Origin of the sequence: Pseudomonas sp. efr-133-TYG-23 (genome assembly GCF_030209215.1) — a bacterium.
Taxonomy (GTDB): Bacteria; Pseudomonadota; Gammaproteobacteria; order Pseudomonadales; family Pseudomonadaceae; genus Aquipseudomonas; species Aquipseudomonas rhodesiae.
Genome location: NZ_JARVSL010000036.1, coordinates 46,923 through 73,622 on the forward strand (window position 1 = coordinate 46,923; position 26,700 = coordinate 73,622).

Sequence of the window (26,700 nt, forward strand, 5' to 3'; positions counted from 1 at the left end):
AAACTGCGCCACGATTTTTCTTGAGTGTTTTCCATGCAAATTGCTTTGGCGCCCATGGAGGGGCTGGTCGATAACATCCTGCGTGACGTGCTGACCCGCGTCGGTGGGATTGACTGGTGCGTGACCGAATTCATCCGCGTCAACGACCGCCTGCTCACCCCAGCCTATTTCCATAAGCTCGCGCCTGAACTGCTGCACGGTGCCCACACCGCTGCGGGTGTGCCATTGCGTGTGCAATTGCTCGGCTCCGATCCGGTTTGCCTGGCGGAAAACGCCGCGCTGGCCTGTGAGCTGGGCTCTGAAGTGATCGACTTGAACTTCGGCTGTCCAGCCAAGACCGTCAATAAATCGCGCGGCGGTGCCGTGCTGCTCAAGGAACCAGAGCTGCTTAACCAGATTGTCGAGCATGTGCGCCGCGCGGTGCCGGCGCATATCCCGGTGACTGCCAAGATGCGCCTGGGCTTCGACAGCCCCGACGGTGCATTGGTGTGCGCCACGGCCTTGGCCGAGGGCGGCGCCGCCCATATCGTGGTGCATGCCCGTACCAAAGCCGATGGCTACAAGCCGCCCGCGCATTGGGAGTGGATTCCTCGTGTGCAGGAGGTGGTCAAGGTTCCGGTGTTTGCCAACGGCGATATCTGGAGTGTTGAAGACTGGCGGCGTTGTCGCGAAGTCAGCGGCGCCGAAGACATCATGCTCGGCCGTGGCTTGGTGGCGCGTCCTGATCTCGCGCGGCAAATCGCGGCTGCTCGTGCAGGTGAAGACGTGGTGGAAATGTCCTGGGCCCAACTGCAACCGCTGCTGCAGGATTTCTGGGTGCAATGCGTGGCGCAGTTGACCGAGCGCCAGGCGCCGGGTCGCCTGAAGCAGTGGCTGGCGATGTTGACGCGTAACTACCCTGAAGCGGTGGCGTTGTTTGCCGCCTTGCGGCGTGAGACATCGCTGGAGCAAGTCAGTCGTTTGCTCGGCGTGCCCCACCCTCCGGTTTATCAACCCTGACGGGGGAGTGGGGCGGCGGCATGGCGTGCATGGCTGCATGTTTTAAGGAAATGCTCCGTATCGAAAGATGCGGGGCATTTTTTGTTTATGGGCAGCATTAGTGATGCGGCGTCAAGTGAGATGTATTTTTTATATTTAACCAAGCTGATGTATCGCCGGGTGTCTTTTTATTTAAGTTCATACACATGTGTCAGTTTGTCTTGATTTGTTTCTTGCGAGGCTGTTAGCAGAATCAATTACTGGGCGGTATCCGGAATTATTTCGCTGAGTTGCGCGCGCGTCGATTTATTAATTTGTATTTCCGTTAATGCTTTCGCTTGGCGGCTTGATTCGCGGACTTCCGATAAAAGCCATGGGGTATTATCTGAAAATTCGGTTTGGTTTCCTTATATGAAATGCGATTCGAGGAACCCGACAACGTTATTTTCCACGAAAGTAGGGACTGTGAAGCAGCTTTGTTGCTTACTGGTCAATAAGACTAATTGCTTTCCTGTTCCTATAGCGGAGTCAGGTTGCGTTAATTGAGGAAGTTATGAATGTCTCTAACGATCAATAATCCTACTTTTGTAAAACCCGATACATCGATTCTCGATCAACCGTCGTCCAAGCCGACGAGCGCTGATGCTAAATCCACCCCGCCTAGTAGCACTTCCCGTTCCGATGTTTCGACGGCGCGCTTTGAAAATTCTAGCGTTAAAAATAACGAATTGATGTTCAGCGCGGGTGCACTCTCCAAGATGTTTGACATGATCGAACAGTTCTTTAGGTCTATGCGGGAAGTGTTTGTTGGGCGAAATAATGCGCCTGATCTTATGTCTGGTTTGAAGCATTCGCCGGGTCTTACGCCGGACGTCACCAAAGCGCCTGTGAAGCCGGATGCCGCTGACCAACCGGCGACGCCAGGCGCAGATAAGCGAATGGTAAAGCCGGATATGGAAAAGCAATCGGTGAAGCCGGATGCTGCCGACCCATCCGTGACACCAGGCTTGGATAAGCGTCGGGTAACCCCTCAGGCAACGGACCTCTCCGGTAAGGCTGACGCAGAGAAGTCGAAGGTTTTAGCGGACGCCCGCAACACCCCAAAACCGGTGATGCCGCAAGTGCCCCGGCCTGAGGTCGCAGTGACCAACGATGCAAAGGCGAACGTACAGGTGAATGTCAACGTCAGCCATTGTCACTGCCCCGACCACGGCGTATTGCCTGATAGTGGGATCAGGCCAAGGGTTATCCCAGACGTGCGCGTTGGGCCCAATCCCGATATAACGCCTGGCGTAACGCCAAAACCCGTGCCGAGAGTCAAGCCTGAGGTAAAACCGGACACGAAGCCAGACGTGAAGTTGGATGTGAAACCGGACACGAATCCGGCGGTGAAGTTGGATGTGAAACCGGACACGAACCCGGCGGTGAAGTTGGATGTGAAACCGGACACGAATCCGGCGGTGAAGTTGGATGTGAAACCGGATATGAATCCGGCGGTGAAGTTGGATGTGAAACCGGAAACGAAGCCGGCCGTGAAGTTGGATGTGAAGCCGGATACGAAACCCAACGTGACGCCACCCGTCAATCCGGAGACACTCGTCGAAGTTAAACCTGACAAAACGGAACCTGATTTGACCAGCCCTGGCCCAGCCGAAAATATATTCGATAACAGGGACTGGCGTTTTAATAGGCGGCCTGCATTCAGGCGTTGAAAACAACAGGCTAGGTTCGTTCACGTAAAACAATGACTTCTCCGGTGTCGGCTCGGTTCGGTGAGGTCATTGTTCAAGGAGTCAGTTATGCCATGTCCTTTAATTAATAATGTTGCGCGTGTGATAGATGTGCGCCAGGTCCTGGGTGTTGATACTTTCAATGCAGTGAATGAAGACGTCTCGCACGGTTCTTCCAGAAATAACATAAAGTTTGATGCGTCGCCCAGCGCCGTCGCGAATGTAAAAAATAGTGCTGTCCAAAATGCGGATGCGGTCAATTCATTGGTGGCATTATTTACTTCATTTTTTAACCAATTAATTGGCTTGATATCCAATAAAAAAGAAACAACCGTACCTGACGTTCCACGTCCCCCTGACGTCCTGCCCAAGGTCGTACCTGATCCGACACCGCCCGCTCCCGGACCCGCCACTGATATCCCAGGTCTTTCAAGCAAGCGTAGTGGTGCCAAGCCGGAGAATATTTGGAGTGGTTTTCGTCAGGGCCCCGATGGCAATTGTGTCACTGTCTCGGCGATCAAGGCGGCGATGCATCGCTTCGGTCAAAGCCCAACGGATATTTATAAAGAGGTGAAAAAAACCAGTACGGGTTATCACGTGGTCATGCGCGACGGCTATGAACTGACCTTGAGCGACCAAGAGTTGAGAGAGGGCGCACAAGGCGCGAAGTTTATTGGCCCAGACAAAGGAATGCTCAAGGATGCGCAGTTTCTGTTTGCGGTGAGCGCCAAGCGTGCTCAACTGGACAATAACGACGGCACGGCGGGCAGGAGTTACCGTGCTGCGATCCACAGCTTGAACAACGGTGAGGATGAATCCATAGCGGGTGAGGGGTTTGAACGGCTTGGATTGAAAAAGCACATGAAAAGAGTCTCCGTGCGTGAGCTCGCCCGTGGACAAATAGGCATGTGTAATCGAGCCGGGCATTCGGTGGCGGTTATCAACGGACGTGAAGAGTTGTGGGGGCGGCAGGGTTCGACACCGAGGCGGGGCGTTGCAGTAGCCTTGATCTAGGGGTCGCTTACCAGCGCTGAAGGGCGGGTGTCGGCTATACCAGCAGCCGCCTGAAGCCTTCAATCGGCAGCGGACGACTGTGTAAATACCCTTGGTATAAATGGCAGCCCAGCTTTTGCAGGAACGCCAGTTGTTCAGGGGTTTCCACGCCCTCGGCAATCACCTCCAGGTTCAAGCTGCGCGCCATTGCCACAATGGCGCGGATGATTTCGGCATCGTTGGGATCGTGGGTGGCATCGCGGACAAACGATTGGTCGATTTTCAGCGCGTCCACCGGCAAGCGCTTGAGGTAAGTGAGGGATGAATAGCCGGTGCCGAAGTCATCCATCGCAAAGCTCACGCCGAGTTTTTTCAGGCGGCGCATCTTGCTGATGGTGTCGTCGAGGTTCTGGATCACGATGCCTTCGGTGATTTCCAGTTTCAGCAGGCTGCAGGGCAAGGAGTGCTGCTGCAGACTGCGCTCCACCCGCTCGACAAAATCGCTCTGGCGGAACTGCCTCGGGCTGATGTTCACACACAGGCTGAAGTCCAACGGGTCGATCTTGCCCTCCTGAAGCAATTGCCCGAACGCCGCGCAGGCCTCGTCGAGAATCCAGGTGCCGACTTCAAGGATCAAGCCACTGTCTTCCAATACCTTGATAAATTCCGCCGGCGACTGCGCGCCCAATTGCGGGTGCTGCCAGCGCACCAAGGCTTCGGCGCCGACGATACGGTTGCCGCGCGCGTCCACTTGCGGCTGGTAATGCACGCTGAACTCGCCGCGCGACAGGGCCAGGCGCAGGTCGGTTTCCATGCGCAGACGTTCGCTGGCGGTCTTCTGCATGCTGTTGTGGAACATTTGCGTGGTATTGCGCCCCGAGTCCTTGGCGCGGTACAGCGCGATGTCGGCGCGCTTGAGCAGGTCGGCCGGGGTCGAACCGTGGTCGGGGATCAGCGCCACGCCGATGCTGGGAGTGACTTGCAGGCGTTGACCGTCCAAAAACATTGGCTCCGAGAGCAACTCACGCAGGGTATTGGCCAGGTTCTGAACCTGATGGCTGACTTCGTTGCGTGAGCCTTCCAGACCGCTAAGCAACACCACGAACTCATCGCCGCCCAGGCGCGCCACGGTGTCTTCCATGCGCACGCTGGCTTCAAGCCGCGCGGTGACGATTTTCAACACGGTGTCGCCCACCGGGTGGCCGAGGGAATCGTTGATGTGCTTGAAATGGTCCAGGTCCAGAAACAACAGCGCCCCGCGCAGATTGTGGCGCTTGAGCAATGCAATCTGCTGGCTCAGACGATCCATCAGCAACGCGCGGTTGGGCAGGTTGGTCAGTGGGTCGTGATAGGCCAGGTGGCGGATCTGCGCCTGGGCGTTTTTCAGCAGGCTCACATCCCGCGCCGTCAGCAGCAGGCACGGGGTTTCATTCAGCGTAATGGGCTCCACCGAGACTTCCACTGCCAGCAATTCGCCGCGTTTGTTGTGCCAGAGCATCTCCAGATGATGGATGCGACCCTTGATCTGCAGCTCGGCCAGCAGCGCCGAGCGTTGTTTGTCGTCGGCCCAGATGCCGATCTGGTAGAGGGTCAGACCGATGGCCTCTTCAGCACGGTAGCCGGTCAAGCGGCAGAAACCATCGTTGACTTCTACATACCGGCCGGTGTCGCGTTCGGTGATCGAGATAGCGTCCGGGCTGGAATGGAACGCCTTGGCGAACTTTTCTTCGCTGGCCTTCAACGCCGCCTCCGAGCGTTGTTGCTGGGTGATATCGCGCAAGGTTGTGACAATGCATGGTTGCTCCCCCACTTTGATCAGGCGGCTGGAAATTACACAGGTGAGGCTGCGGCCGTCTTTGTGATGGGCCACCACCGCCACATTGTTCAGCGCTTGCTCGCGGATTACTCGCTCGATGCGCTCAAGGCGCTGGCTCGAATCGTTCCATAGGCCGATTTCATCGGCGCTTCTGCCGATCACCTCGGCGACGCTCCAGCCGAAGGTCTGGGTAAACGCCGGGTTGATCTCGATGAACGCGCCGCTATCCAGGCCGGTGACGCAGATTGGGTCGGGGCTGGCCTGGAACAGACTGGCGAATTTCTCTTCGGAGGCGCTCAGGCGCTGTTCCCGTTCGACCTGGTCAGTGATGTCCAGCAAGGTGCCCGCCATGCGCAACGGCGCGCCCTGGGCGTCGCGGTACAGGCGGGCGCGGCTTTCCAAGTAGCGTGAGGAGCCGTCTTCCATCGGCACGCGGTAGGTCAGCTGATAGTTGCCGGCCGGGCCTTCGCGCAGGGTGCGGTAGGCATGGCGCATATTTTCGCGCTCTTCATCGGGCATGCCTTCGAAAAACGCATCGAAGGACTCGTGGAACGGCTCCGGCGGCAGGCCATGCAGTTGGGCGGCGCGGGCCGAGCCGTAGAGCATGCCGCTGGGGATGTGCCAATCCCAGGTGCCCAATTGCGCGGAATCAAGGGCCAGGTCGAGACGCTCCTGGCTGTCCTTGAGGGCGTCCTCGGCCATTTTGCGTTCGGTGGTGTCGAGGAACGTGCTGATCAGGTAGGCCTCACCGTCCAGTTCGACCTTCTGGGCGCTGAGCGTGCCGTCGTGGATCTGGCCGTTACTGGCGCAGAACTGCACTTCCATGGTGATCGGTTCGCCCTTACGCTGGGTGGCTTTGACCAGTTGCGCGCGCTGTTCGGGATGGCGCCACAGGCCCAGGTCCAGGGTGGTGCGGCCAATCGCATCGGCCAGGGGCCAGCCGAACAGCATTTCGAAATACTGGTTGGCCTCGCTGATCAAACCGTCGGCCTGGCGGGTCAGCAGCACCATGTTCGGGCACAGGTGGAACAGCGTGGCGAAGCGCTTTTCGGAGTGGCTGAGGGCGTGCTCCCGTTCGCGCTGCTCGGTGATCTCGCGGATCACCCCGATCATGCGGCCCCGTCCGGTGCTGTCCGGCACCACACTGCCGTTGATCTCCAGCCAATGAAAGCTGCCGTCGGGCCACTGGATGCGGTGGTGCATGGCTTGCTCGAACGGCTCGCCGGCCAAAACGGCGTGGAAGGCGCGCACCACCCGGGAGCGATCGGCGGGATCCAGCAGCTCCAGGTATTCCAGGTCCTTGGGCAGTGGCTGGCGCGGGTCGAAGCCGAACAGCGCCTGGGTGCCCCGTGACCAACTGATGCGCCCGCTGTCGATTTCCCAGCACCATGCGCCCAGGCGCGCGGCATTGAGCGCCGCCAGCAACTGCGGGGCGCTCTCCCAGCTTTGCTCCGCCTCGCGCGGGTCGAGGGCGTAGATGCGGGGCAGCGGTGGCATGGAATCGACGGGGGTGCGCATTATCAAAGGGCCTTGGCTCACTCAATGGGCAAACAACGCGGTCCTGCTCAATAAACCGGGACGCAGTAGATCATGCCGATATCCCCGGGAGATCGACCTGTGCATCCAGCAAGCTCATAAAGGCTCGCGCAGCGTTCGACAGCGTCCTTTCGGTGTGCACGATATAGCCTAGCTGGCGACTGAGCTGTATGCCTGGCAAAGCAACACTGGCCACCTGATCGTCCAGCATGGTGCGCGGCAGCACGCTCCAGGCCAGGCCGATGGACACCATCATTTTGATGGTTTCCAGGTAATTGGTGCTCATCGCAATATTCGGCGTGAGCCCCTGAGCCTCGAACAAACGGCTGACAATATGGTGGGTAAAGGTGTTACCGCCAGGGAATACGGCTGGGTGGCCGGCAATGTCGGCCAGACTCACAGGGCTATCGCCGGCCAGGCTGTGTTCCGGCGCTACCACGAAATCCAGCGGGTCGTCCCAAACGGGGGTGGCGCGCACTAGATGATGAGGGTCGGGCGCCAGGGTGATCACCGCCACTTCGGCACGGCCATGGAGGATTTCTTCGTAGGCCACTTCCGAATCCAGAAACTGAATATCCAAGGCCACGTTAGGGTACTGCCGGGTAAATGTGCGCAGTACCGGCGGCAGGCGATGCAGGCCGATATGGTGGCTGGTGGCAAGGGTCAGGCGCCCGCTGACTTCGCCGGTGAGATTGGTGAGGGCGCGGCGGGTGTCGTCCAGCACATTCAGAATCTGATACGCGCGCGGCAGCAGGGCACGCCCGGCTTCGGTCAGGCCGACCTCGCGGCCCAGGCGGTCGAACAGTCGCACGTTGAGCTGTTGCTCCAGGCCAGCAATGCGCTTGCTGATGGCGGGCTGGGTCAGGTGCAGGCGCTCGCCGGCCCCGGAAAAGCTGCCAGTCTCGGCGATGGCAATAAAGGCATTGAGGTTGGCCAGGTCCATTGTTGTATTCCAGTTGGTAATCCAAAGCATAAAAAATATGAATTTGAGTTATTTAATGTAGCGCCATACCATCAGCCTCACAAGCCAAAGGGTTATTGATACGTCTCAAAACCCGGGGCATAGAAAGACCGCTGATGAGGACCGACTGATGGCCGGCAAAACGCTTTACGACAAGCTTTGGGATTCCCATGAAGTGAAACGGCGCGACGACGGTTCGTCGCTGATCTATATCGACCGTCACATCATCCATGAAGTGACCTCGCCCCAAGCGTTCGAAGGCCTGCGGCTGGCCGGGCGCAAGCCTTGGCGCGTCGATTCCATCATCGCCACCCCGGACCACAACGTACCGACCACTCCCGAGCGCAAGGGCGGCATCGACGCCATCGCCGACCAGGTGTCGCGCCTGCAGGTGCAAACCCTCGACGACTATTGCGACGAATATGGCATCACCGAATTCAAGATGAATGACGTGCGTCAAGGCATCGTGCACGTCATCGGCCCGGAGCAGGGCGCCACGCTGCCGGGCATGACCGTGGTGTGCGGCGACTCCCACACCTCTACTCACGGTGCGTTCGGCGCGCTGGCCCATGGCATCGGCACTTCCGAGGTGGAGCATGTGTTCGCCACCCAGTGCCTGGTCGCCAAGAAAATGAAGAACATGCTGGTGCGCGTCGAAGGCCAATTGCCTTTTGGCGTGACCGCCAAGGACATCGTGTTGGCTGTGATCGGCAAGATCGGCACCGCCGGCGGGAACGGCCATGCCATCGAGTTCGCCGGCAGCGCCATTCGTGATCTGTCCATCGAAGGCCGCATGACCATTTGCAACATGTCCATCGAAGCCGGTGCCCGCGTGGGCATGGTGGCGGCGGACGAAAAAACCATCGAGTACGTCAAAGGCCGGCCGTTCGCCCCGCAAGGCGCCGACTGGGCCGCGGCGGTCGAAGCCTGGAAAGACCTGGTGTCCGACGCCGATGCGGTGTTCGACACCGTGGTCGAACTGGATGCAACCCAGATCAAGCCGCAGGTCAGTTGGGGCACTTCGCCGGAAATGGTCTTGGCGGTGGATCAGAACGTGCCGGACCCGGCCAAGGAAACCGACCTGGTCAAGCGCGGCTCCATCGAGCGCGCCTTGAAGTACATGGGGTTGACCGCCAACCAGGCGATCACCGATATCCAGTTGGATCGCGTGTTCATCGGCTCCTGCACCAACTCGCGGATCGAAGACCTGCGCGCCGCGGCGGTGATCGCCAAGGGCCGCAAAGTCGCCTCGACCATCAAGCAAGCCATCGTGGTGCCGGGCTCGGGCCTGGTCAAAGCGCAAGCCGAGGCCGAGGGCTTGGACAAGATCTTTCTTGAGGCCGGTTTTGAATGGCGCGAGCCGGGCTGCTCCATGTGCCTGGCGATGAACCCGGACCGTTTGGAGTCGGGCGAGCATTGCGCGTCGACCTCCAACCGTAACTTCGAAGGGCGTCAGGGCGCCGGTGGCCGTACCCATCTGGTCAGCCCGGCCATGGCCGCAGCTGCTGCCGTCAACGGTCGTTTCATCGACGTTCGCGAATTGATCTGAGGAATACCCGATGCGAGCTTTTACCCAACACACAGGTCTTGTCGCGCCGTTGGACCGTGCCAACGTGGACACCGACCAGATCATCCCCAAGCAGTTCTTGAAGTCGATCAAGCGCACCGGCTTCGGCCCCAACCTGTTCGACGAGTGGCGCTATCTGGACGTGGGCTATGCCTATCAGGACAACTCCAAGCGCCCGCTGAACAAGGATTTCGTCCTCAACGCCGAGCGTTACCAGGGCGCCAGTGTATTGCTGGCCCGGGAAAACTTCGGCTGCGGTTCCAGCCGTGAGCACGCGCCGTGGGCCCTGGAAGAATATGGCTTTCGCAGCATCATCGCGCCGAGCTTTGCCGACATCTTCTTCAACAACAGCTTCAAGAACGGCCTGTTGCCGATCATCTTGAGCGACGCCGAAGTGGACGAGCTGTTCCAGCAAGTGGAAGCCACTGTGGGCTACCAGTTGACGGTGGACCTGGCCGCGCAGACCGTGACCCGTCCGGACGGCAAGGTGTATCACTTTGAAGTGGATGCCTTCCGCAAGCACTGCCTGCTCAACGGGTTGGACGATATTGGCCTGACCCTGCAGGACGGCGATGCGATTGCGGCGTTTGAAGCCAAGCACCGGGCCAGCCAGCCTTGGTTGTTTCGTGACGCGTAAATTGATGTAGGCAGGGCCGGCTTCATCGGGGGCAAGCCCCCTCCCACCTTTTGAGTTGTGAATACATTCAAATGTGGGAGGGGGCTTGCCCCCGATAGGGCCGGTACCAGCAACACAACCCATGAAGGATGCCACCATGACCGCCACCGCCCACACCCAAGTCGTGCAAAAGCAATTCGGCGAACAGGCCTCGGCCTACCTGAGCAGCGCCGTGCACGCCCAAGGCACCGAATTCGCGCTGCTCCAGGCCGAGCTGGCCGGGCAGGGCGGTGCGCGACTGCTGGACCTGGGGTGTGGAGCCGGTCATGTGAGTTTCCAGGTGGCGCCGCTGGTCAAGGACGTGGTGGCCTACGACCTGTCCCAGCAGATGCTCGACGTAGTGGCCGCCGCCGCGCAGGAGCGCGGTCTCACCAACATAAGCACCGTAAACGGCGCCGCCGAGCGCTTGCCGTTCGCTGATGGCGAGTTCGATTTTGTGTTCAGTCGCTATTCGGCCCACCACTGGAGTGACCTCGGCCTGGCCCTGCGCGAAGTACGCCGGGTGCTTAAACCGGGGGGCGTGGCGGCCTTTGTCGATGTGCTGTCACCCGGCAGCCCGCTGCTGGACACTTACCTGCAAACCGTCGAAGTGCTGCGCGACACCAGCCACGTAAGCGATTATTCTGCCGCTGAATGGATGCGTCAGCTCAGCGAAGCCGGTTTGCACGTACGCAACAGCAGCCGCCAACGCCTGCGTCTGGAATACACCTCTTGGGTCGAGCGCATGCGCACGCCACAAGCCTTGCGCACCGCGATTCTTGAGCTGCAGCAAGCGATGGGCCAGGAAGTGCGCGATTACTACGAGATTCAAGCCGACGGTACCTTCAGCACCGACGTGTTGGTAGTGTGGGCCGAGCGCTGATTAATTTTTCCGACCTGTCCCGCGGATGGGTCGCCCGATGAAATGAGGCAAGCATGAGCAAGCAGATTCTGATTCTCCCTGGCGACGGTATTGGTCCGGAAATCATGGCCGAAGCGGTCAAAGTCCTGGAGCTGGCCAACACCAAGTACAGCCTGGGCTTCGAATTGAGCCACGACGTGATCGGCGGCGCCGCCATCGACAAGCATGGCGTGCCGCTGGCCGATGAAACCCTGGAACGTGCCCGTGCCGCCGATGCCGTGCTGCTGGGCGCCGTGGGCGGACCGAAATGGGACAAGATCGAACGCGACATCCGTCCGGAGCGCGGCTTGCTGAAAATCCGCGCGCAACTGGGCCTGTTCGGCAATCTGCGCCCGGCGATCCTTTATCCGCAGCTGGCTGATGCGTCGAGCCTCAAGCCGGAGGTGGTATCGGGTCTGGACATTCTGATCGTGCGTGAGCTGACCGGCGGTATCTATTTCGGCGCCCCACGCGGCGTGCGCGTGCTGGACAACGGCGAGCGTCAGGCCTACGACACCTTGCCCTACAGCGAAAGCGAAATCCGCCGGATCGCCCGTGTCGGTTTCGACATGGCCCGCGTGCGCGGCAAAAAGGTCTGCTCGGTGGACAAGGCCAACGTACTGGCGTCCAGCCAACTGTGGCGCGAGATTGTCGAAGAAGTCGCCAAGGACTACCCGGACGTTGAACTGAGCCACATGTATGTCGATAACGCCGCGATGCAGCTGGTGCGCGCGCCCAAGCAGTTCGACGTGATCGTCACCGACAACCTGTTCGGCGATATCCTGTCCGACCAGGCCTCGATGCTCACCGGTTCCATCGGCATGCTGCCGTCGGCGTCTTTGGACACCAACAACAAGGGTATGTACGAGCCTTGCCACGGCTCGGCGCCTGACATCGCAGGGCAGGGCATTGCCAACCCGCTGGCGACTATCCTTTCGGTGTCGATGATGCTGCGTTACACCTTCAACCTGAGCGACGCGGCGGATGCCATCGAGAAGGCCGTGAGCCTGGTCTTGGATCAGGGCTTGCGCACTGGCGACATCTGGTCGCAGGGTTGCACCAAAGTCGGTACGCAAGAAATGGGCGACGCAGTAGTCGCCGCGCTGCGGAATCTGTAATCTCTCGGGCCCGCTTGCAGTTGTTGCTGCAAGGCGGCCCACTTTTTAACAAGGTGTAGTTGCGATGAAACGTGTAGGTCTGATCGGTTGGCGCGGTATGGTCGGTTCCGTGCTCATGCAGCGGATGCTGGAAGAGCAGGATTTCGATCTTATTGAGCCGGTGTTTTTCACCACGTCGAACGTGGGTGGCCAGGGGCCGTCCGTGGGCAAGGACATTGCTCCGCTCAAGGACGCCTACAGCATTGACGAGCTGAAGACCCTCGACGTGATTCTGACCTGCCAGGGCGGCGACTACACCAGCGAAGTCTTCCCCAAGCTGCGCGAGGCCGGCTGGCAGGGGTACTGGATCGACGCCGCGTCGAGCCTGCGCATGCAGGACGATGCCGTGATCATCCTGGACCCGGTCAACCGCAAGGTCATCGACCAGCAACTGGACGCCGGCACCAAGAACTACGTCGGGGGCAACTGCACCGTCAGCCTGATGCTGATGGGCCTGGGCGGCCTGTTCGAAGCAGGGCTGGTCGAGTGGATGAGCGCCATGACCTATCAGGCGGCGTCCGGCGCCGGCGCGCAGAACATGCGCGAGCTGATCAAACAGATGGGCGCCACCCACGCCGCCGTCGCTGATCAATTGGCCGATCCTGCCAGCGCGATCCTCGACATCGACCGCCGTGTGGCCGAAGCCATGCGCAGCGAAGCCTACCCGACCGAGAACTTCGGCGTGCCGTTGGCCGGCAGCCTGATTCCCTGGATCGACAAGGAGCTGCCCAACGGTCAGAGCCGTGAAGAGTGGAAGGCCCAGGCCGAGACCAACAAGATCCTCGGTCGCTTCAAGAGCCCGATCCCAGTCGACGGTATCTGCGTGCGCATCGGCGCCATGCGCTGCCACAGCCAGGCGCTGACCATCAAACTGAACAAAGACGTGCCGATCGCCGATATCGAATCGCTGATCAGCCAGCACAACCCCTGGGTCAAACTGGTGCCGAACAACCGCGAGATCAGCATGCAGGAGCTGAGCCCGACCAAGGTCACCGGCACCCTGAATGTACCGGTGGGTCGTCTGCGCAAGCTGAACATGGGCACCCAGTACCTGGGCGCATTCACCGTCGGCGACCAGTTGTTGTGGGGCGCGGCCGAACCGCTGCGTCGCATGCTGCGGATTCTGCTGGAGCGTTGATCGCCTGAGGCGGTAAGAGAAACCCGCGTTCTGGTGACAGACGCGGGTTTTTTGTTGGGAGTTCGGGTGCTATCGGGGGCAAGCCCCCTCCCACAGTGGCACGTGTTCGCAACTCAAAGGTGGGAGGGGGCTTGCCCCCGATAGCGCCATCCGCCCCACCACACCCCCACGCCAATTGCCTCGCCCCCAGCCACCCGGTAAAGTGCCGCTCCCCCCGCAATGCCCGAGGCAACCCCCATGACCCAGACCTTTGAAGTCGCCGTGATCGGCGCCACCGGCACCGTCGGTGAAACCCTGGTGCAGATTCTCGAAGAACTGGCGTTTCCGGTGGGCACCTTGTATCTGCTAGCGGGCAGCAACTCCGCCGGGGCCTCGGTGCCGTTTCGTGGCAAGAACGTGCGGGTCAGAGAAGTCGACGAGTTCGATTTCAGCAAAGCGCACCTGGCGTTTTTCGCCGCCGGCCCGGCCGTGACCATGAGCTTCGCTGCGCGCGCCACGGCCGCGGGTTGCTCGGTGATCGACCTGTCGGGCGCGTTGCCCGCCGAGCAGGCGCCGCAGGTGGTGCCCGAGGCCAATGCCCATCTGCTCGATGGACTGGGCAAACCTTTCCTGCTGAGCGGCCCGAGCCCATCCGCCACATACCTGGCGGTGGCCCTGGCGCCGTTGCGTGGCTTGCTGGATATCCAGCGCGTTAACGTTACCGCTAATCTGGCGGTGTCGGCACAGGGGCGCGAAGCCGTCAGTGAACTGGCCCGGCAAACCGCCGAATTGCTGAATGCGCGGCCATTGGAGCCAACGTTTTTCGATCGCCAGATGGCCTTTAACCTCTTGGCGCAAGTCGGCACGCCAGATGCCCAAGGTCATACCGCCCTGGAAAAGCGCCTGGTACACGAACTGCGCGCCGTGCTGGATTTACCTTTGCTAAAGATTTCCGCAACCTGCGTTCAAGCCCCGGTGTTTTTTGGCGATAGCCTGACTGTCTCGCTGCAATTGGGGGCGCCGGTCGATCTTGCTGCGGTGAATCGCATCCTCGATACCTCGCCAGGGATAGAGCTTGTAGAGGAGGGCGATTATCCAACGGCAGTCGGCGATGCGGTGGGCCAGGATGTGGTCTATGTCGGGCGTGTGCGTGCCGGTGTGGATGACCCGGCGGAACTAAATCTGTGGCTGACGTCAGATAACGTACGCAAAGGCGCGGCGCTCAACGCCGTGCAGTTGGCGCAGTTGTTGATAAAAGGCCTTGTGTAAAAGATACTTGGCGGCAATTTGTAGATTGATTCTAACCAAGCGCTATGCTTGGCCCCAAGCAGAAACAATTGCGTGTCGGTGACCTATCGGCTCGCCATGCCTTTTATGGCAGCGGTTACCAACCTTCTCGCAGGCCGGGGAGCGTTCAAACAAAGGATGAGGCTATGGTTCAAGTTCGCAAACTGGTGTTAGCAATAGCGGCCGCCTCGGCGCTGTCCTCCGGTATGGCGCAGGCGCTCCAGTTGGGGGAAATGACCCTCAAGTCGAAGCTGAACCAGCCCTTGTCGGTGGAAATCGAATTGCTCGATGTCGGCGGCCTCACGGCGTCCGAGATCACGCCGAGCCTGGCGTCGTCCCAGGCATTTGTGGATGCCGGCGTCGATCGTCAGGCGTTTCTCGATGACCTGACGTTCACCCCGGTGGTCAATCCCAATGGTCGCAGTGTGGTGCGCGTCACCTCCAGCAAGCCATTGCCCGATTCCTACATCCGTTTCCTGTTGCAGGTGCAATGGCCCAATGGCCGTTTGATGCGTGACTACAGCGTGCTGCTTGACCCGGCCAAGTTCGATCAGCCGGCCGCCACCACGGCAGCTCCGGCGCCGCGCCTGAGTGCGCCGGCCGTGAGCAAGCCCGCCCAGCACACCACCACTCCCCGCGATACCCTGTGGGAAATTGCCGAAAAGCATCGCAATGGCGCTTCGGTCCAACAGACCATGCTGGCTATCCAGGCGCTTAATCCGAGCGCGTTCGTCGACGGCAATATCAACCGGCTGAAAACCGGCCAGGTGCTGCGCCTGCCGGACACCGTCCAAAGTACCGCACTGCCGCAACCCCAGGCGATCGCCGAAGTCAGGGCGCAGAACGAGGCCTGGCGTCAGGGCCGTCGCACGGCGGCCAACCAGGCCGCCGGCAAGCAGCAACTGGATGCCACCAAACGCACCCAGGCAGGCAATGCCCCGGCGACCACCAACGCCAACGACAACCTGAGCCTGGTATCTGCCGAAGCGGCCAAGAAAGGCGGCAAGGGTAAGGCTGGCGACAGCCAGGCCCTGAGCGACAAGTTGGCGATGACCCAGGAGCAATTGGACACTACGCGTCGCGACAACGAAGAGCTGAAAAGCCGCGCCGCCGACCTGCAAAGCCAACTGGACAAGCTGCAAAAGCTGATTCAACTGAAGAACGATCAGTTGGCTCGCCTCCAGGCTGAAAAAGCGGACCCTGCCGCCGCCGCGCCGGCGATGTCGGCCCAACTGGCCGCCGACCCCGCTGCCACCCCGGTTACTCCTGCTGCACCGACCACACCGACCGCAGTGGCCCCGGTGTCTGAACCGGTCAAGACGGACGCAGCACCGGCCACCACCGAAGGCAAGTTCAATGAGCTGCTGACCAATCCGATCGTCCTGGGTGTGGTCGGCGGTGCCGCGGCCTTGATTGCACTGCTGCTTTTGCTGCTGGTGTTGCGCCATCGCAATGCTCGCCGCGAAGAAGAAAAGCACCTGCGCATGGCGCGAGCCCTGGCCGAAGAGCCGGAATTCACCTCCAATATCGACCAGGACTTGCCGCCGGACAGTTTTGAAGGCCTGGAAGTGCCACCACCAAACGTCAAACTGGCTGCTGCGCCCGCGCCTGCTGCGGTGAGCGCGCCGGTGGCGGCACCGTCGGTTGCGTCCGTGCTGTCGCCCCTGGCCGCGGCGGTCGCGCCGCAAAACGCCAATGATGCCTTGGCGCTGGCTCAGTCCCATATCGATCGCGGCCTGCTCAACCAGGCCGCCGACGTATTGGAGCAAGCGATCAAGCATGAGCCCAAGCGCAGCGATCTGCGCCTGAAGCTGATGGAGGTCTATGGCCTGCAAAACGACAAAGACGGCTTCGTCACCCAAGAGCGTCAACTGGTGGCCAACGGTGAAAACCACGCCCAGGTCGAGCAGCTCAAGGCGCGCTTCCCGGCGATGGCTGTGCTGGCGGCGGGGGTCAGTGCCGCGGTGGCCGCCGCTGCCCTTGACGCTCAGTACGTCAAGGAGTTGCTGGAAGATAAGCCGGCGCAGCAGTCGGAAGCGTTCGATACCGATTTCGACCTGAGCCTGGACGAGCTGGAGTCGGCATCCCCAGCCGAACTCAAGGACGATCAGCAGACCTTCGAATCCCTGCTCAAGGAGCAAACCCAGGCCCAGGCCGCCACGGATGAGCTGGCGGATTTCGACTTGCAACTGGACGCACCGGCGTCGGCGCAGTCGGACGACGATTTCCTCTCGGGTCTGGAAAGCGAGATGAAGGATGTACCGGCCGTCGAGCCGCCAACGTTGACCCCCGCGGCGCTGGACGACTTCGAACTGCCGGAAGATTTCGATTTGTCACTGGCGGACGAACCCGAAGCAGAGGCCAAGCCGGATGCGTTTGCCTCGGAGCTGAACGACGTCAACGCTGAGTTGGATCGCCTGTCTCAGAGCCTTGAGCACCCGTCCTTCACGGCGCAGGACGCCGCGCTGGGTGACGATGAGCCAGAGTTTGACTTCCTCTCCGGCACCAATGAAGTGGCCACCAAGCTTGACCTGGCCCAGGCCTATATCGACATGGGCGATGCGGATGGTGCGCGGGACATCCTGTCCGAGGTGCTCACCGAGGGCAACGAGGTGCAGCGCGGCGAGGCCAAGGAGATGCTCGGCCGGCTGGCTTGATGACCGGCCATTGACGTAGCGGCGGCCTTCGGGTCGCCGTTTTGCTTTGCAGCCCACCAAACACATGGCGTCCGCGGCGAGCCGCCTTATAATGGCCGCCTTTGCGCAACTCATCAGGCTCTCAGTTCTTGGCAAATATAGATAACGCGGCCGCCGAAATGGCGGCCGCAGGCTTTTACCGCATCGCCTTGGGCGTTGAATACAAAGGTTCGCGCTATCGCGGCTGGCAGCGCCAGGCGTCCGGCGTGCCGACGGTGCAGGAAACCCTGGAGAATGCGCTGTCCAAAGTCGCCGACTCGCCGGTGTCGCTGATGTGCGCCGGGCGCACCGATGCCGGCGTCCACGCGTGCGGCCAGGTGGTGCATTTCGATACCCAGGCCGAGCGCTCGATGAAGGCATGGGTCATGGGCGCTAATATCAATTTGCCCCATGACGTCAGCGTCAGCTGGGCCAAAGTCATGCCCGCGCATTTTCACGCGCGTTTCAAGGCCATCGCCCGGCGCTACCGTTACGTGATCTACAACGACCAGATCCGTCCGGCCCACCTCAATGAAGAGATCACCTGGAACCATCGCCCGCTGGACGCCGAACGTATGGCCGAGGCGGCGCAGCATTTGGTCGGTGTACATGACTTCAGCGCGTTTCGTGCCGGCCAGTGCCAGGCCAAGTCGCCGATCAAGGAAGTTCACCACCTGCGTGTTACCCGTCACGGCAAGATGATTGTGTTGGATATTCGTGCCGGGGCGTTCCTGCACCATATGGTGCGCAATATCGCTGGCGTGCTGATGACTATCGGCGCCGGCGAGCGCCCGGTGGAATGGGCCAAGGAAGTGCTGGAAAGCCGCATCCGGCGTACCGGGGGGGTGACGGCGCACCCGTTCGGGCTGTATCTGGTGCAAGTGGAGTACCGGGACGAATTCGAGCTGCCGGAGCGTTTTATCGGGCCACACTTCCTGACCGGCTTCAGCGAACTTGGCGGCTGACGCCCGGAAAAGCTTTTGTTACCATCCGGGACTTTCGCGGTCCAACCCCGAGGTTTCTACGACATGTCAGCCGTTCGCAGCAAGATTTGCGGGATTACCCGCATAGAAGACGCGCTGGCAGCCGTCGAGGCGGGGGCGGATGCCATCGGCCTGGTGTTTTATGCCAAAAGCCCGAGGTCGGTGAATGTGTTGCAGGCGCGGGCCATCATTGCCGCCTTGCCGCCGTTCGTGACCACCGTGGGGTTGTTCGTCAACGCCAGCCGTTGCGAACTCAACGAAACCCTGGATGCCGTGGCGCTGGACATGCTGCAATTCCATGGCGACGAGCCCCCCGAAGAATGTGAAAGCTATCAGCGGCCTTACATCAAGGCGCTGCGAGTCAAGGCCGGCGATGACATCGCCAGTGCCTGCGCCGCCTATGCCGGTGCGCGGGGCATACTGCTGGACACCTACGTCGAAGGTATTCCGGGCGGCACGGGTGAAGCGTTCGATTGGTCGCTGATTCCGCAAGGGTTGAGCAAACCGATCATCCTGGCCGGCGGGCTCACCCCAGCGAATGTCGGGGCGGCCATCCAGCAAGTCAGGCCCTATGCGGTAGATGTCAGCGGTGGGGTGGAACAGGCCAAAGGCGTCAAGGATCACAGCAAGATTCGCGCGTTCATGCAGGCCGTGCGCGACAGCAATGGCGGGATGTGACGGCTGGCAGTCTGCCGCCGTCCATAACTACCACTGTGTAAAACAGCCCGACGCCGTCTGTGGGTGGCTCGGAAACGAAGTGGCAACCTTGCGTTGGCAGGTTGTCTGGAAGGCTGAGGGCACTGGCTGGAAATGGCAGGTCGAACGTCTGACCCCGTCCAGTTTGTGTCATCGCCACATATGAATTTAGCTCAAGGGCATACGCGGGGCTGAGTTCAAGCCACCGGTACTGGAGAAAGAAAGCATGAGCAACTGGTTAGTAGACAAACTGATCCCTTCGATCATGCGTTCCGAGGTGAAGAAAAGCTCGGTTCCTGAAGGTCTGTGGCACAAGTGCCCATCCTGCGACGCGGTGCTGTACCGCCCCGAGCTGGAAAAGACCCTGGACGTTTGCCCCAAGTGCAACCACCACATGCGTATTGGCGCTCGCGCCCGCATCGACATCTTCCTCGACGCCGATGGCCGTAATGAGTTGGGCGCCGACCTGGAACCGGTCGACCGTCTCAAGTTCCGCGACGGCAAGAAGTACAAGGACCGTCTGAGCGCCGCACAAAAGCAGACCGGCGAGAAAGACGCACTGATTTCCGTCAGCGGTAAGCTGCTGGGCATGCCGGTCGTCGTGTCGGCGTTCGAATTCTCCTTCATGGGCGGTTCCATGGGCGCCATCGTTGGTGAGCGCTTCGTACGCGCCGCCAACTATGCGCTGGAAAACCGTTGCCCGATGATCTGCTTCGCCGCCTCCGGTGGTGCGCGTATGCAGGAAGCCTTGATCTCCCTGATGCAAATGGCCAAGACCTCCGCGGTACTGGCGCGTCTGCGCGAAGAAGGCATCCCGTTTATTTCCGTGCTGACCGACCCGGTCTACGGCGGCGTTTCCGCCAGCCTGGCGATGCTGGGTGATGTGATCGTCGGCGAGCCTAAAGCCCTGATCGGCTTTGCCGGCCCGCGCGTGATCGAGCAGACCGTGCGCGAAAAGCTGCCCGAAGGTTTCCAGCGCAGCGAGTTCCTGCTGGAGCACGGAGCCATCGACATGATCATTCCGCGCGGCGAACTGCGTCCGCGACTGGGCAACCTGCTGGCGCAAATGATGGGCTTGCCGACGCCGGTATACGTTGCGCCCAAGGTCGAGCCGATCGTGGTGCCGCCGGTGCCTGCAAACCTATGACCCAACGAACCCTGGGCGAATGGCTCGCCTACCTTGAGCAGTTGCATCCGTCCGCCATCGACATGGGCCTGGAGCGCTCGCAACAGGTAGCGGCCCGCCTCGGGTTGGGCCGGCCGGCACCGCGCGTGATCACGGTGACCGGCACCAACGGCAAGGGCTCTACCTGTGCCTTTGTCGCCGCGTTGCTGCAGGCCCAAGGCCTGAAGGTGGGCGTGTACAGCTCGCCGCACCTGCTGCGCTACAACGAGCGGGTGCAGATCAATGGCGTCGAAGCCAGCGATGCGCAACTGTGCGACGCCTTTGCCGCGCTTGATGCCGGGCGTGGCGATATTTCCCTGACTTACTTCGAAATGGGCACTCTGGCGGCGTTCTGGCTGTTCGAGCGTGCGCACCTGGATGTGGTGGTGCTGGAAGTGGGCCTGGGCGGGCGCCTGGACACGGTTAACGTGGTGGATGCCGACCTGGCGCTGGTCACCAGTATTGGCGTGGATCACGCCGATTATCTGGGCGACACACGGGAATCCGTGGCGTTCGAGAAGGCCGGAATCTTCCGCCAGGGCAAGCCTGCGCTGTGCGGCGATCTTGACCCGCCGCAGCCATTGCTGGACAAAGCGCGCACGCTGGATTGCCCGTTTTTCCTGCGAGGCCGTGAGTTCAAACTTGAGCTCGGCGAGCGGCACTGGCAATGGCAGGGGCGTGATGCGCGCGGACAGGTCGTGACGCTGGGTGACCTGCCGCTGTTGAATCTGCCGATGGAAAACGCTGCGCTAGCACTGCAAGCCTATCTGCTACTGGATCTGCCGTGGAATGCCGAGCAGATTGCTGCGACCTTGTTGGCGACCCGGGTGACCGGGCGCCTGGATCGTCGTGTGGTCCAATGGCAAGGCAAGCGCTTGAATCTGTTGCTGGACGTGGGGCATAACCCCCACGCCGCCGACTACCTGGCGCGCCGCTTGGCGCGCACGCCGCCGGTCGGGCGACGTCTTGCGGTCTTCGGGTTGCTGGCCGACAAGGATCTTGATGGGGTGATTGCGCCTCTACTGAGCCGCGTCCAGGCGTGGGCGGTAGCGCCGTTGGATACGCCGCGCAGTCGTCCTGCCGCGGAATTGGCGGCGGCGCTACAGAACCTTGGTGCACCGGTGACGTCGTATACAAGCGTCATCGCAGCCCTTGAGGCGCAGTGTGCGGTGGCAATGCCCGAGGACGAGATTCTGTTGTTCGGATCATTTTATTGTGTTGCCGAGGCGCTTGAGTGGTTGGCCCGGCGCTCCACGGAGGAAGCTGCACATGGCATTACTGGATAGCGCTTACAAGCAGCGGATGGTCGGCGCGCTGGTGCTGGTGGCGTTGGCGGTGATTTTCCTGCCGATGCTGTTTTCCCGCCAGGACGAACAGCGCCAGGTGGTGGTCGAGGCCCCGGCTGCGCCTCAGGCGCCAGCAGTGCCGCAGGTACAGGTTGAGCCGGTGGTGGTGCCTGAGCCGCAAGCCTTGCCGGAAGAAGAACCCGTGCCAAGCGAGGAAGAGCTGGCGACGCAACAGGCGCCGTCGATGCCGGTGCAGCCAAGCGTGCCGGTGGTCAAGCCTGCTCCGGCGCCTGCGCCAACGACCGCAGCGGCCAAGCCAGCAGCGCCAGCGCCGGCACCCAAGCCGGTGGCGCCACAGCCCGCCGCTCCGGGCAAGCCGGACGTGGGGCAGAGCCGTATCGATGCCAATGGCCTGTCGATCAGCTGGTCAATCCAGGTAGCCAGCCTGGGCAATCGCGACGGTGCCGACGCCTTGCAGAAAAAGCTGAGGGCTCAAGGGTACAACGCTTATATCCGCAGTGCTGACGGCAAGAATCGGGTATTTATCGGGCCGTTGATCGAGCGTGCCGAAGCCGATCGTTTGCGCGATTTGCTCGATCGTCAGCAGGGTCTGAAAGGTTTTGTGACCCGTTTCCAGCCTGAGCGTGGCTGATTCAAGCCGACCAATCGGTCTGAGTGTGGGAGGGGGGTTGCCCCGATGGCGGTTTAGCAGTCGGCGCATGAATGACTGATCCAGCGCCATCGGAGGCAAGCCTCCTCCCACATTGGTTTGTCATGGGCGTCACAAACCATTGATTTGCTAAGCAGCTGCAATCACCGCTTACCGACAGCCCGACGCTCTGCTAAAATGCGCCGCCTTATCCGTCCGTAGGCTCAAACGTGCCATTTACCTGGGTTGATTGGGCGATTGTCGCAATCGTCGCCATCTCCGCTTTGATCAGTCTCAGCCGCGGCTTCGTCAAAGAAGCCCTGTCGTTGCTGACCTGGATCATCGCAGGAGTCGTAGCCTGGATGTTCGGTGGTTCACTGTCGGTTTATCTGGCCGGTTACATCGAGACACCTTCGGCTCGCGTCATCGCGGGCTGCGCCATCATGTTCATCGCCACGCTGCTGGTGGGGGCAATGGTCAATTATCTTATTGGCGAGTTGATACGCGTCACCGGCCTCTCCGGGACCGATCGATTTCTCGGCATGGCCTTCGGCGCCGCGCGTGGTGCGTTGCTGGTGGTCGTGGCGGTCGGGCTGTTGAGCCTGGGGCCGGTACAGCAGGATGCATGGTGGCAGGAGTCGGTACTCGTGCCAAAATTTCTATTGGTTGCAGATTGGTCCAAGAACCTCATATTGGGGTGGAGCAGTCAGTGGCTGGCCAGCGGCATCAGCGTACCCGCTGATATGCCGTTCAAGGAGCACCTCTTACCGGCCAAAACGCCTCAGTAAGCGGTACTCAGTCAAGATCCATTAAGTAGGGGTTGCGTCGCATGTGTGGCATCGTCGGTATCGTCGGTAAGTCGAACGTCAATCAGGCGCTGTATGACGCGCTAACCGTCCTCCAGCACCGCGGCCAGGATGCTGCCGGTATTGTGACCAGCCACGACGGCCGGTTGTTCCTGCGCAAGGATAATGGCCTGGTACGTGACGTGTTTCATCAGCGTCACATGCAGCGGCTGGTCGGTCACATGGGCATTGGCCATGTGCGCTACCCGACTGCCGGCAGCTCCACTTCGGCCGAAGCCCAACCGTTTTACGTCAACTCGCCTTACGGCATCACCCTGGCGCACAACGGTAACCTCACCAACGTTGAGCAACTGGCCAAGGAGATTTACGAGTCTGACTTGCGCCACGTCAACACCAGCTCCGATTCGGAAGTGCTGCTCAACGTGTTCGCCCACGAGTTGGCTCAGCGCGGCAAGCTGCAACCCACCGAAGAGGACGTGTTCGCCGCGGTCACCGATGTGCACAACCGTTGCGTAGGTGGCTATGCGGTAGTGGCCATGGTGACTGGCTACGGTATCGTCGGTTTCCGCGACCCCCATGGCATCCGCCCGATCGTGTTCGGCCAGCGTCACACCGACGAAGGCGTCGAGTACATGATCGCCTCGGAAAGCGTATCCCTGGACGTGCTGGGCTTCACCTTGATCCGCGATCTCGCGCCGGGTGAAGCGGTGTACATCACCGAAGATGGCAAGCTGCACACCCGTCAGTGCGCCGTGGCGCCGAAACTCACGCCGTGCATCTTCGAACACGTCTACCTGGCGCGTCCGGACTCGATCATCGACGGTGTGTCGGTGTACAAGGCGCGCCTGCGCATGGGTGAGAAACTGGCCGAGAAAATCCTGCGCGAGCGTCCCGAGCACGATATCGACGTGGTGATCCCGATTCCGGACACCAGTCGTACCGCTGCGCTGGAACTGGCTAACCACCTGGGCGTCAAGTTCCGCGAAGGGTTCGTCAAGAACCGCTACATCGGCCGTACTTTCATCATGCCGGGTCAGGCGGCACGCAAGAAGTCGGTGCGTCAGAAGCTCAACGCCATCGAGCTGGAGTTCCGCGGCAAGAACGTGATGCTGGTGGATGACTCCATCGTGCGCGGCACCACCTGCAAGCAGATTATCCAGATGGCCCGCGAAGCCGGGGCGAAGAACGTGTACTTCTGTTCCGCCGCACCCGCCGTGCGCTACCCGAACGTGTACGGTATCGACATGCCGAGCGCCCATGAGCTGATCGCCCATAACCGCACGACTCAGGACGTGGCTGATCTGATCGGCGCCGATTGGCTGATCTATCAGGACCTACCGGACCTGATCGAAGCGGTCGGTGGCGGCAAGATCAAGATCGACCAGTTCGATTGCGCCGTGTTCGACGGCAAGTACGTGACCGGGGACGTCGACGAGGCGTACCTGGACAAGATCGAGCAGGCGCGTAACGACTCGTCGAAGATCAAGACCCAGGCGGTCAGTGCGATCATCGACCTGTACAACAACTGAGTAGACACCGGCCCTGAGGGGCCGGTTTTGTATCTTAAATACCGTATTGAGTAAGGAGTGGCAGCATGAGTCAGGAATGGGATGCCGGTCGGCTGGACAGCGACCTCGATGGCGTAGCTTTCGATACCCTGGCTGTGCGCGCCGGCCAGCATCGCACGCCGGAAGGTGAGCACGGCGATCCGATGTTCTTCACCTCCAGCTATGTGTTTCGTACCGCTGGCGATGCCGCTGCGCGCTTTGCCGGTGAAGTGCCGGGCAATGTGTACTCGCGCTACACCAACCCTACCGTACGCGCATTCGAAGAGCGCATTGCGGCCCTGGAAGGCGCCGAGCAGGCGGTAGCCACCGCGACCGGCATGGCAGCCATCATGGCGGTGGTAATGAGTTTGTGCAGCGCCGGCGACCATGTGCTGGTGTCACGTAGCGTGTTTGGTTCGACCATCAGCCTGTTCGAAAAATACTTCAAGCGCTTCGGCGTCGAAGTGGACTACGTGCCCTTGGCGGACCTGTCCGGCTGGGACGCGGCCATCAAGGCCAACACCAAATTGTTGTTCGTCGAGTCGCCGTCCAACCCGTTGGCCGAGCTGGTAGACATTGCCGCCCTGGCCGAAGTGGCGCATGCCAAAGGTGCAATGCTGGTGGTCGACAACTGCTTCTGCACACCAGCCTTGCAGCAGCCGCTGAAGCTGGGTGCGGACGTTGTGGTGCATTCGGCGACCAAGTTCATCGACGGCCAGGGTCGTTGCATGGGCGGTGTAGTGGCTGGTCGCGGCGAACAGATGAAGGAAGTGGTGGGCTTTTTGCGCACCGCCGGCCCGACCCTGAGCCCGTTCAACGCCTGGATCTTCCTCAAGGGCCTGGAGACCCTCAGTCTGCGCATGAAGGCCCACTGTGCCAACGCTCAGGCGCTGGCCGAGTGGCTGGAGCAGCAGGACGGCATCGAGAAGGTTCACTACGCGGGCCTCAAGAGCCATCCGCAGCACGAGTTGGCCCAGCGCCAGCAGCGTGGTTTCGGCGCTGTGGTGAGTTTTGAGGTCAAGGGCGGCAAGGACGGCGCCTGGCGCTTTATCGACGCGACTCGTTTGATCTCCATCACCGCCAACCTGGGTGACAGCAAAACCACCATTACCCATCCGAGCACTACGTCCCACGGACGCTTGGCACCGCAGGAGCGGGAAGCGGCCGGTATCCGTGACAGCCTGATCCGCATCGCGGTCGGCCTGGAAGACGTGGCCGACCTGCAGGCCGACCTGGCTCGCGGGCTGGCGGCCTTGTGATCGAGTGGGCCATGGAAGCCGCGGTAGCCAGTAACGGCCGTGTTGCGCTGGTGACCGGCGCGGCGCGGGGCATTGGCCTGGGTATCGCGGCGTGGTTGATCAGTGAGGGTTGGCAAGTTGTGCTGACGGACCTTGATCGTGAGCGCGGTGCCAAGGTGTCCAAGGTGCTGGGCGATAACGCCTGGTTTATCAGCATGGACGTGGCCGACGAGAAACAGGTCGCCCAAGGGGTTGCCGAAGTGCTCGGGCAGTTCGGGCGCCTGGACGCCCTGGTGTGCAATGCGGCGGTTGCCGATCCGCATAACATCACCCTGGAAAGCCTGGATCTGGCGTATTGGAATCGTGTGCTGGCGGTTAACCTCAGTGGGCCGATGTTGCTGGCCAAGCATTGTGCGCCCTACCTGCGTGCCCACGGTGGCGCAATCGTCAATCTGGCCTCGACCCGTGCGCGGCAATCGGAGCCGGACTGTGAAGCCTATGCGGCGAGCAAGGGCGGATTGCTGGCGCTGACTCACGCGCTGGCTATCAGCTTGGGGCCGGAAGTGCGGGTCAATGCCGTCAGCCCTGGCTGGATCGATGCACGTGATCCAGCGGTGCGGCGCGCTGAGCCGTTGAGTGACGCCGATCATGCTCAGCATCCGGCCGGCCGGGTCGGCACGGTGGAGGATGTGGCGGCGATGGTGGCGTGGTTGCTGTCGCGTCAGGCCGGGTTTGTTACCGGGCAAGAGTTCGTCGTGGACGGTGGCATGAGCAAGAAGATGATTTACAGCGAGTAGGGCGCAGGGCTGTCTTGAAGCAATTTTGTCTTTTTTGGAAAAACTTCAAGCGGGCTATTGACTTAGGTCTGCTACCTGCGTAAATTTCGCGGCCTCAACGAAGCAAAGGGTGATTAGCTCAGCTGGGAGAGCATCTGCCTTACAAGCAGAGGGTCGGCGG

General features: G+C 61.0%; 21 protein-coding genes. 19 read left to right on the forward strand and 2 right to left on the reverse strand.

Annotated elements, in window-relative coordinates:
• Positions 1-33 precede the first annotated feature (33 nt).
• The 3 genes from QRN41_RS22820 (at position 34) to QRN41_RS22830 (ending at position 3,722) form a co-directional block, all read left to right on the forward strand.
• A complete protein-coding gene (locus QRN41_RS22820) occupies positions 34-999 on the forward strand; it encodes a tRNA dihydrouridine synthase (RefSeq protein WP_123478976.1) in 966 nt (321 codons plus the stop codon).
• Positions 1,000-1,535: 536 nt separating this feature from the next.
• Positions 1,536-2,690: a hypothetical protein gene (locus QRN41_RS22825; RefSeq protein ID WP_285422158.1), complete on the forward strand. Its 1,155-nt coding sequence runs from the start codon at positions 1,536-1,538 to the stop codon at positions 2,688-2,690.
• Positions 2,691-2,777: 87 nt separating this feature from the next.
• On the forward strand, positions 2,778-3,722 hold the full coding sequence (locus tag QRN41_RS22830; RefSeq protein WP_167418240.1) for a hypothetical protein: 945 nt from the start codon (positions 2,778-2,780) through the stop codon (positions 3,720-3,722).
• Between the two features lie 34 nt (positions 3,723-3,756).
• Here QRN41_RS22830 and QRN41_RS22835 read toward each other — a convergent pair whose 3' ends face one another.
• Together QRN41_RS22835 and QRN41_RS22840 are read right to left on the reverse strand one after the other, a co-directional pair.
• On the reverse strand, positions 3,757-7,035 hold the full coding sequence (locus QRN41_RS22835) for a sensor domain-containing protein (protein ID WP_167418239.1): 3,279 nt from the start codon (positions 7,033-7,035) through the stop codon (positions 3,757-3,759).
• 70 nt (positions 7,036-7,105) lie between these two features.
• Positions 7,106-7,996: a LysR family transcriptional regulator gene (locus QRN41_RS22840; protein WP_034114436.1), complete on the reverse strand. Its 891-nt coding sequence runs from the start codon at positions 7,994-7,996 to the stop codon at positions 7,106-7,108.
• Positions 7,997-8,144: 148 nt separating this feature from the next.
• Between QRN41_RS22840 and leuC the strand changes: the two genes are divergently transcribed.
• The 16 genes from leuC to QRN41_RS22920 all read left to right on the forward strand — a co-directional run bounded on the left by leuC (position 8,145) and on the right by QRN41_RS22920 (position 26,540).
• On the forward strand, positions 8,145-9,563 hold the full coding sequence (gene leuC, locus QRN41_RS22845; protein ID WP_034099176.1) for a 3-isopropylmalate dehydratase large subunit: 1,419 nt from the start codon (positions 8,145-8,147) through the stop codon (positions 9,561-9,563).
• Positions 9,564-9,573: 10 nt separating this feature from the next.
• Positions 9,574-10,218: a 3-isopropylmalate dehydratase small subunit gene (gene leuD / locus QRN41_RS22850; protein WP_034099174.1), complete on the forward strand. Its 645-nt coding sequence runs from the start codon at positions 9,574-9,576 to the stop codon at positions 10,216-10,218.
• Positions 10,219-10,354: 136 nt separating this feature from the next.
• A complete protein-coding gene (locus QRN41_RS22855; protein WP_285422159.1) occupies positions 10,355-11,119 on the forward strand; it encodes a class I SAM-dependent methyltransferase in 765 nt (254 codons plus the stop codon).
• Between the two features lie 53 nt (positions 11,120-11,172).
• Entirely contained in the window at positions 11,173-12,255 is a 1,083-nt protein-coding gene (gene leuB / locus QRN41_RS22860; protein ID WP_034136864.1) for a 3-isopropylmalate dehydrogenase, read from the forward strand.
• 64 nt (positions 12,256-12,319) lie between these two features.
• Positions 12,320-13,432 carry an aspartate-semialdehyde dehydrogenase gene (asd, locus tag QRN41_RS22865; protein ID WP_034099168.1) on the forward strand — a complete coding sequence of 371 codons (1,113 nt, stop codon included), beginning with the start codon at positions 12,320-12,322 and terminating at the stop codon, positions 13,430-13,432.
• Positions 13,433-13,669: 237 nt separating this feature from the next.
• Positions 13,670-14,680 carry an aspartate-semialdehyde dehydrogenase gene (locus QRN41_RS22870; RefSeq protein WP_285422160.1) on the forward strand — a complete coding sequence of 337 codons (1,011 nt, stop codon included), beginning with the start codon at positions 13,670-13,672 and terminating at the stop codon, positions 14,678-14,680.
• A 164-nt stretch (positions 14,681-14,844) separates the two neighbouring features.
• Positions 14,845-17,355: a FimV/HubP family polar landmark protein gene (locus QRN41_RS22875; RefSeq protein ID WP_285422161.1), complete on the forward strand. Its 2,511-nt coding sequence runs from the start codon at positions 14,845-14,847 to the stop codon at positions 17,353-17,355.
• Between the two features lie 158 nt (positions 17,356-17,513).
• Positions 17,514-18,338 (forward strand): tRNA pseudouridine(38-40) synthase TruA, encoded by an 825-nt coding sequence (gene truA / locus QRN41_RS22880; protein WP_034136867.1) that lies wholly within the window; start codon positions 17,514-17,516, stop codon positions 18,336-18,338.
• A 63-nt stretch (positions 18,339-18,401) separates the two neighbouring features.
• Complete coding sequence (locus QRN41_RS22885; RefSeq protein WP_285422162.1) at positions 18,402-19,034, forward strand: phosphoribosylanthranilate isomerase; 633 nt, start codon at positions 18,402-18,404, stop codon at positions 19,032-19,034.
• Between the two features lie 244 nt (positions 19,035-19,278).
• Positions 19,279-20,199, forward strand: coding sequence for an acetyl-CoA carboxylase, carboxyltransferase subunit beta (gene accD, locus QRN41_RS22890; RefSeq protein WP_034136869.1), 921 nt, complete (start codon positions 19,279-19,281; stop codon positions 20,197-20,199).
• On the forward strand, positions 20,196-21,503 hold the full coding sequence (gene folC / locus QRN41_RS22895; RefSeq protein WP_285422163.1) for a bifunctional tetrahydrofolate synthase/dihydrofolate synthase: 1,308 nt from the start codon (positions 20,196-20,198) through the stop codon (positions 21,501-21,503). Before accD ends, folC begins: the two co-directional genes overlap by 4 nt.
• Entirely contained in the window at positions 21,487-22,155 is a 669-nt protein-coding gene (locus QRN41_RS22900; protein WP_285422164.1) for an SPOR domain-containing protein, read from the forward strand. The genes folC and QRN41_RS22900 overlap by 17 nt, the downstream gene beginning before the upstream one ends.
• A gap of 227 nt (positions 22,156-22,382) precedes the next feature.
• Complete coding sequence (locus tag QRN41_RS22905) at positions 22,383-22,940, forward strand: CvpA family protein (RefSeq protein WP_034099153.1); 558 nt, start codon at positions 22,383-22,385, stop codon at positions 22,938-22,940.
• 41 nt (positions 22,941-22,981) lie between these two features.
• A complete protein-coding gene (gene purF, locus QRN41_RS22910; RefSeq protein ID WP_034099151.1) occupies positions 22,982-24,487 on the forward strand; it encodes an amidophosphoribosyltransferase in 1,506 nt (501 codons plus the stop codon).
• A gap of 65 nt (positions 24,488-24,552) precedes the next feature.
• Positions 24,553-25,764 carry an O-succinylhomoserine sulfhydrylase gene (locus QRN41_RS22915; RefSeq protein WP_034136872.1) on the forward strand — a complete coding sequence of 404 codons (1,212 nt, stop codon included), beginning with the start codon at positions 24,553-24,555 and terminating at the stop codon, positions 25,762-25,764.
• Positions 25,765-25,775: 11 nt separating this feature from the next.
• Positions 25,776-26,540 (forward strand): SDR family oxidoreductase, encoded by a 765-nt coding sequence (locus QRN41_RS22920; protein ID WP_034136873.1) that lies wholly within the window; start codon positions 25,776-25,778, stop codon positions 26,538-26,540.
• Positions 26,541-26,700: the final 160 nt, after the last annotated feature.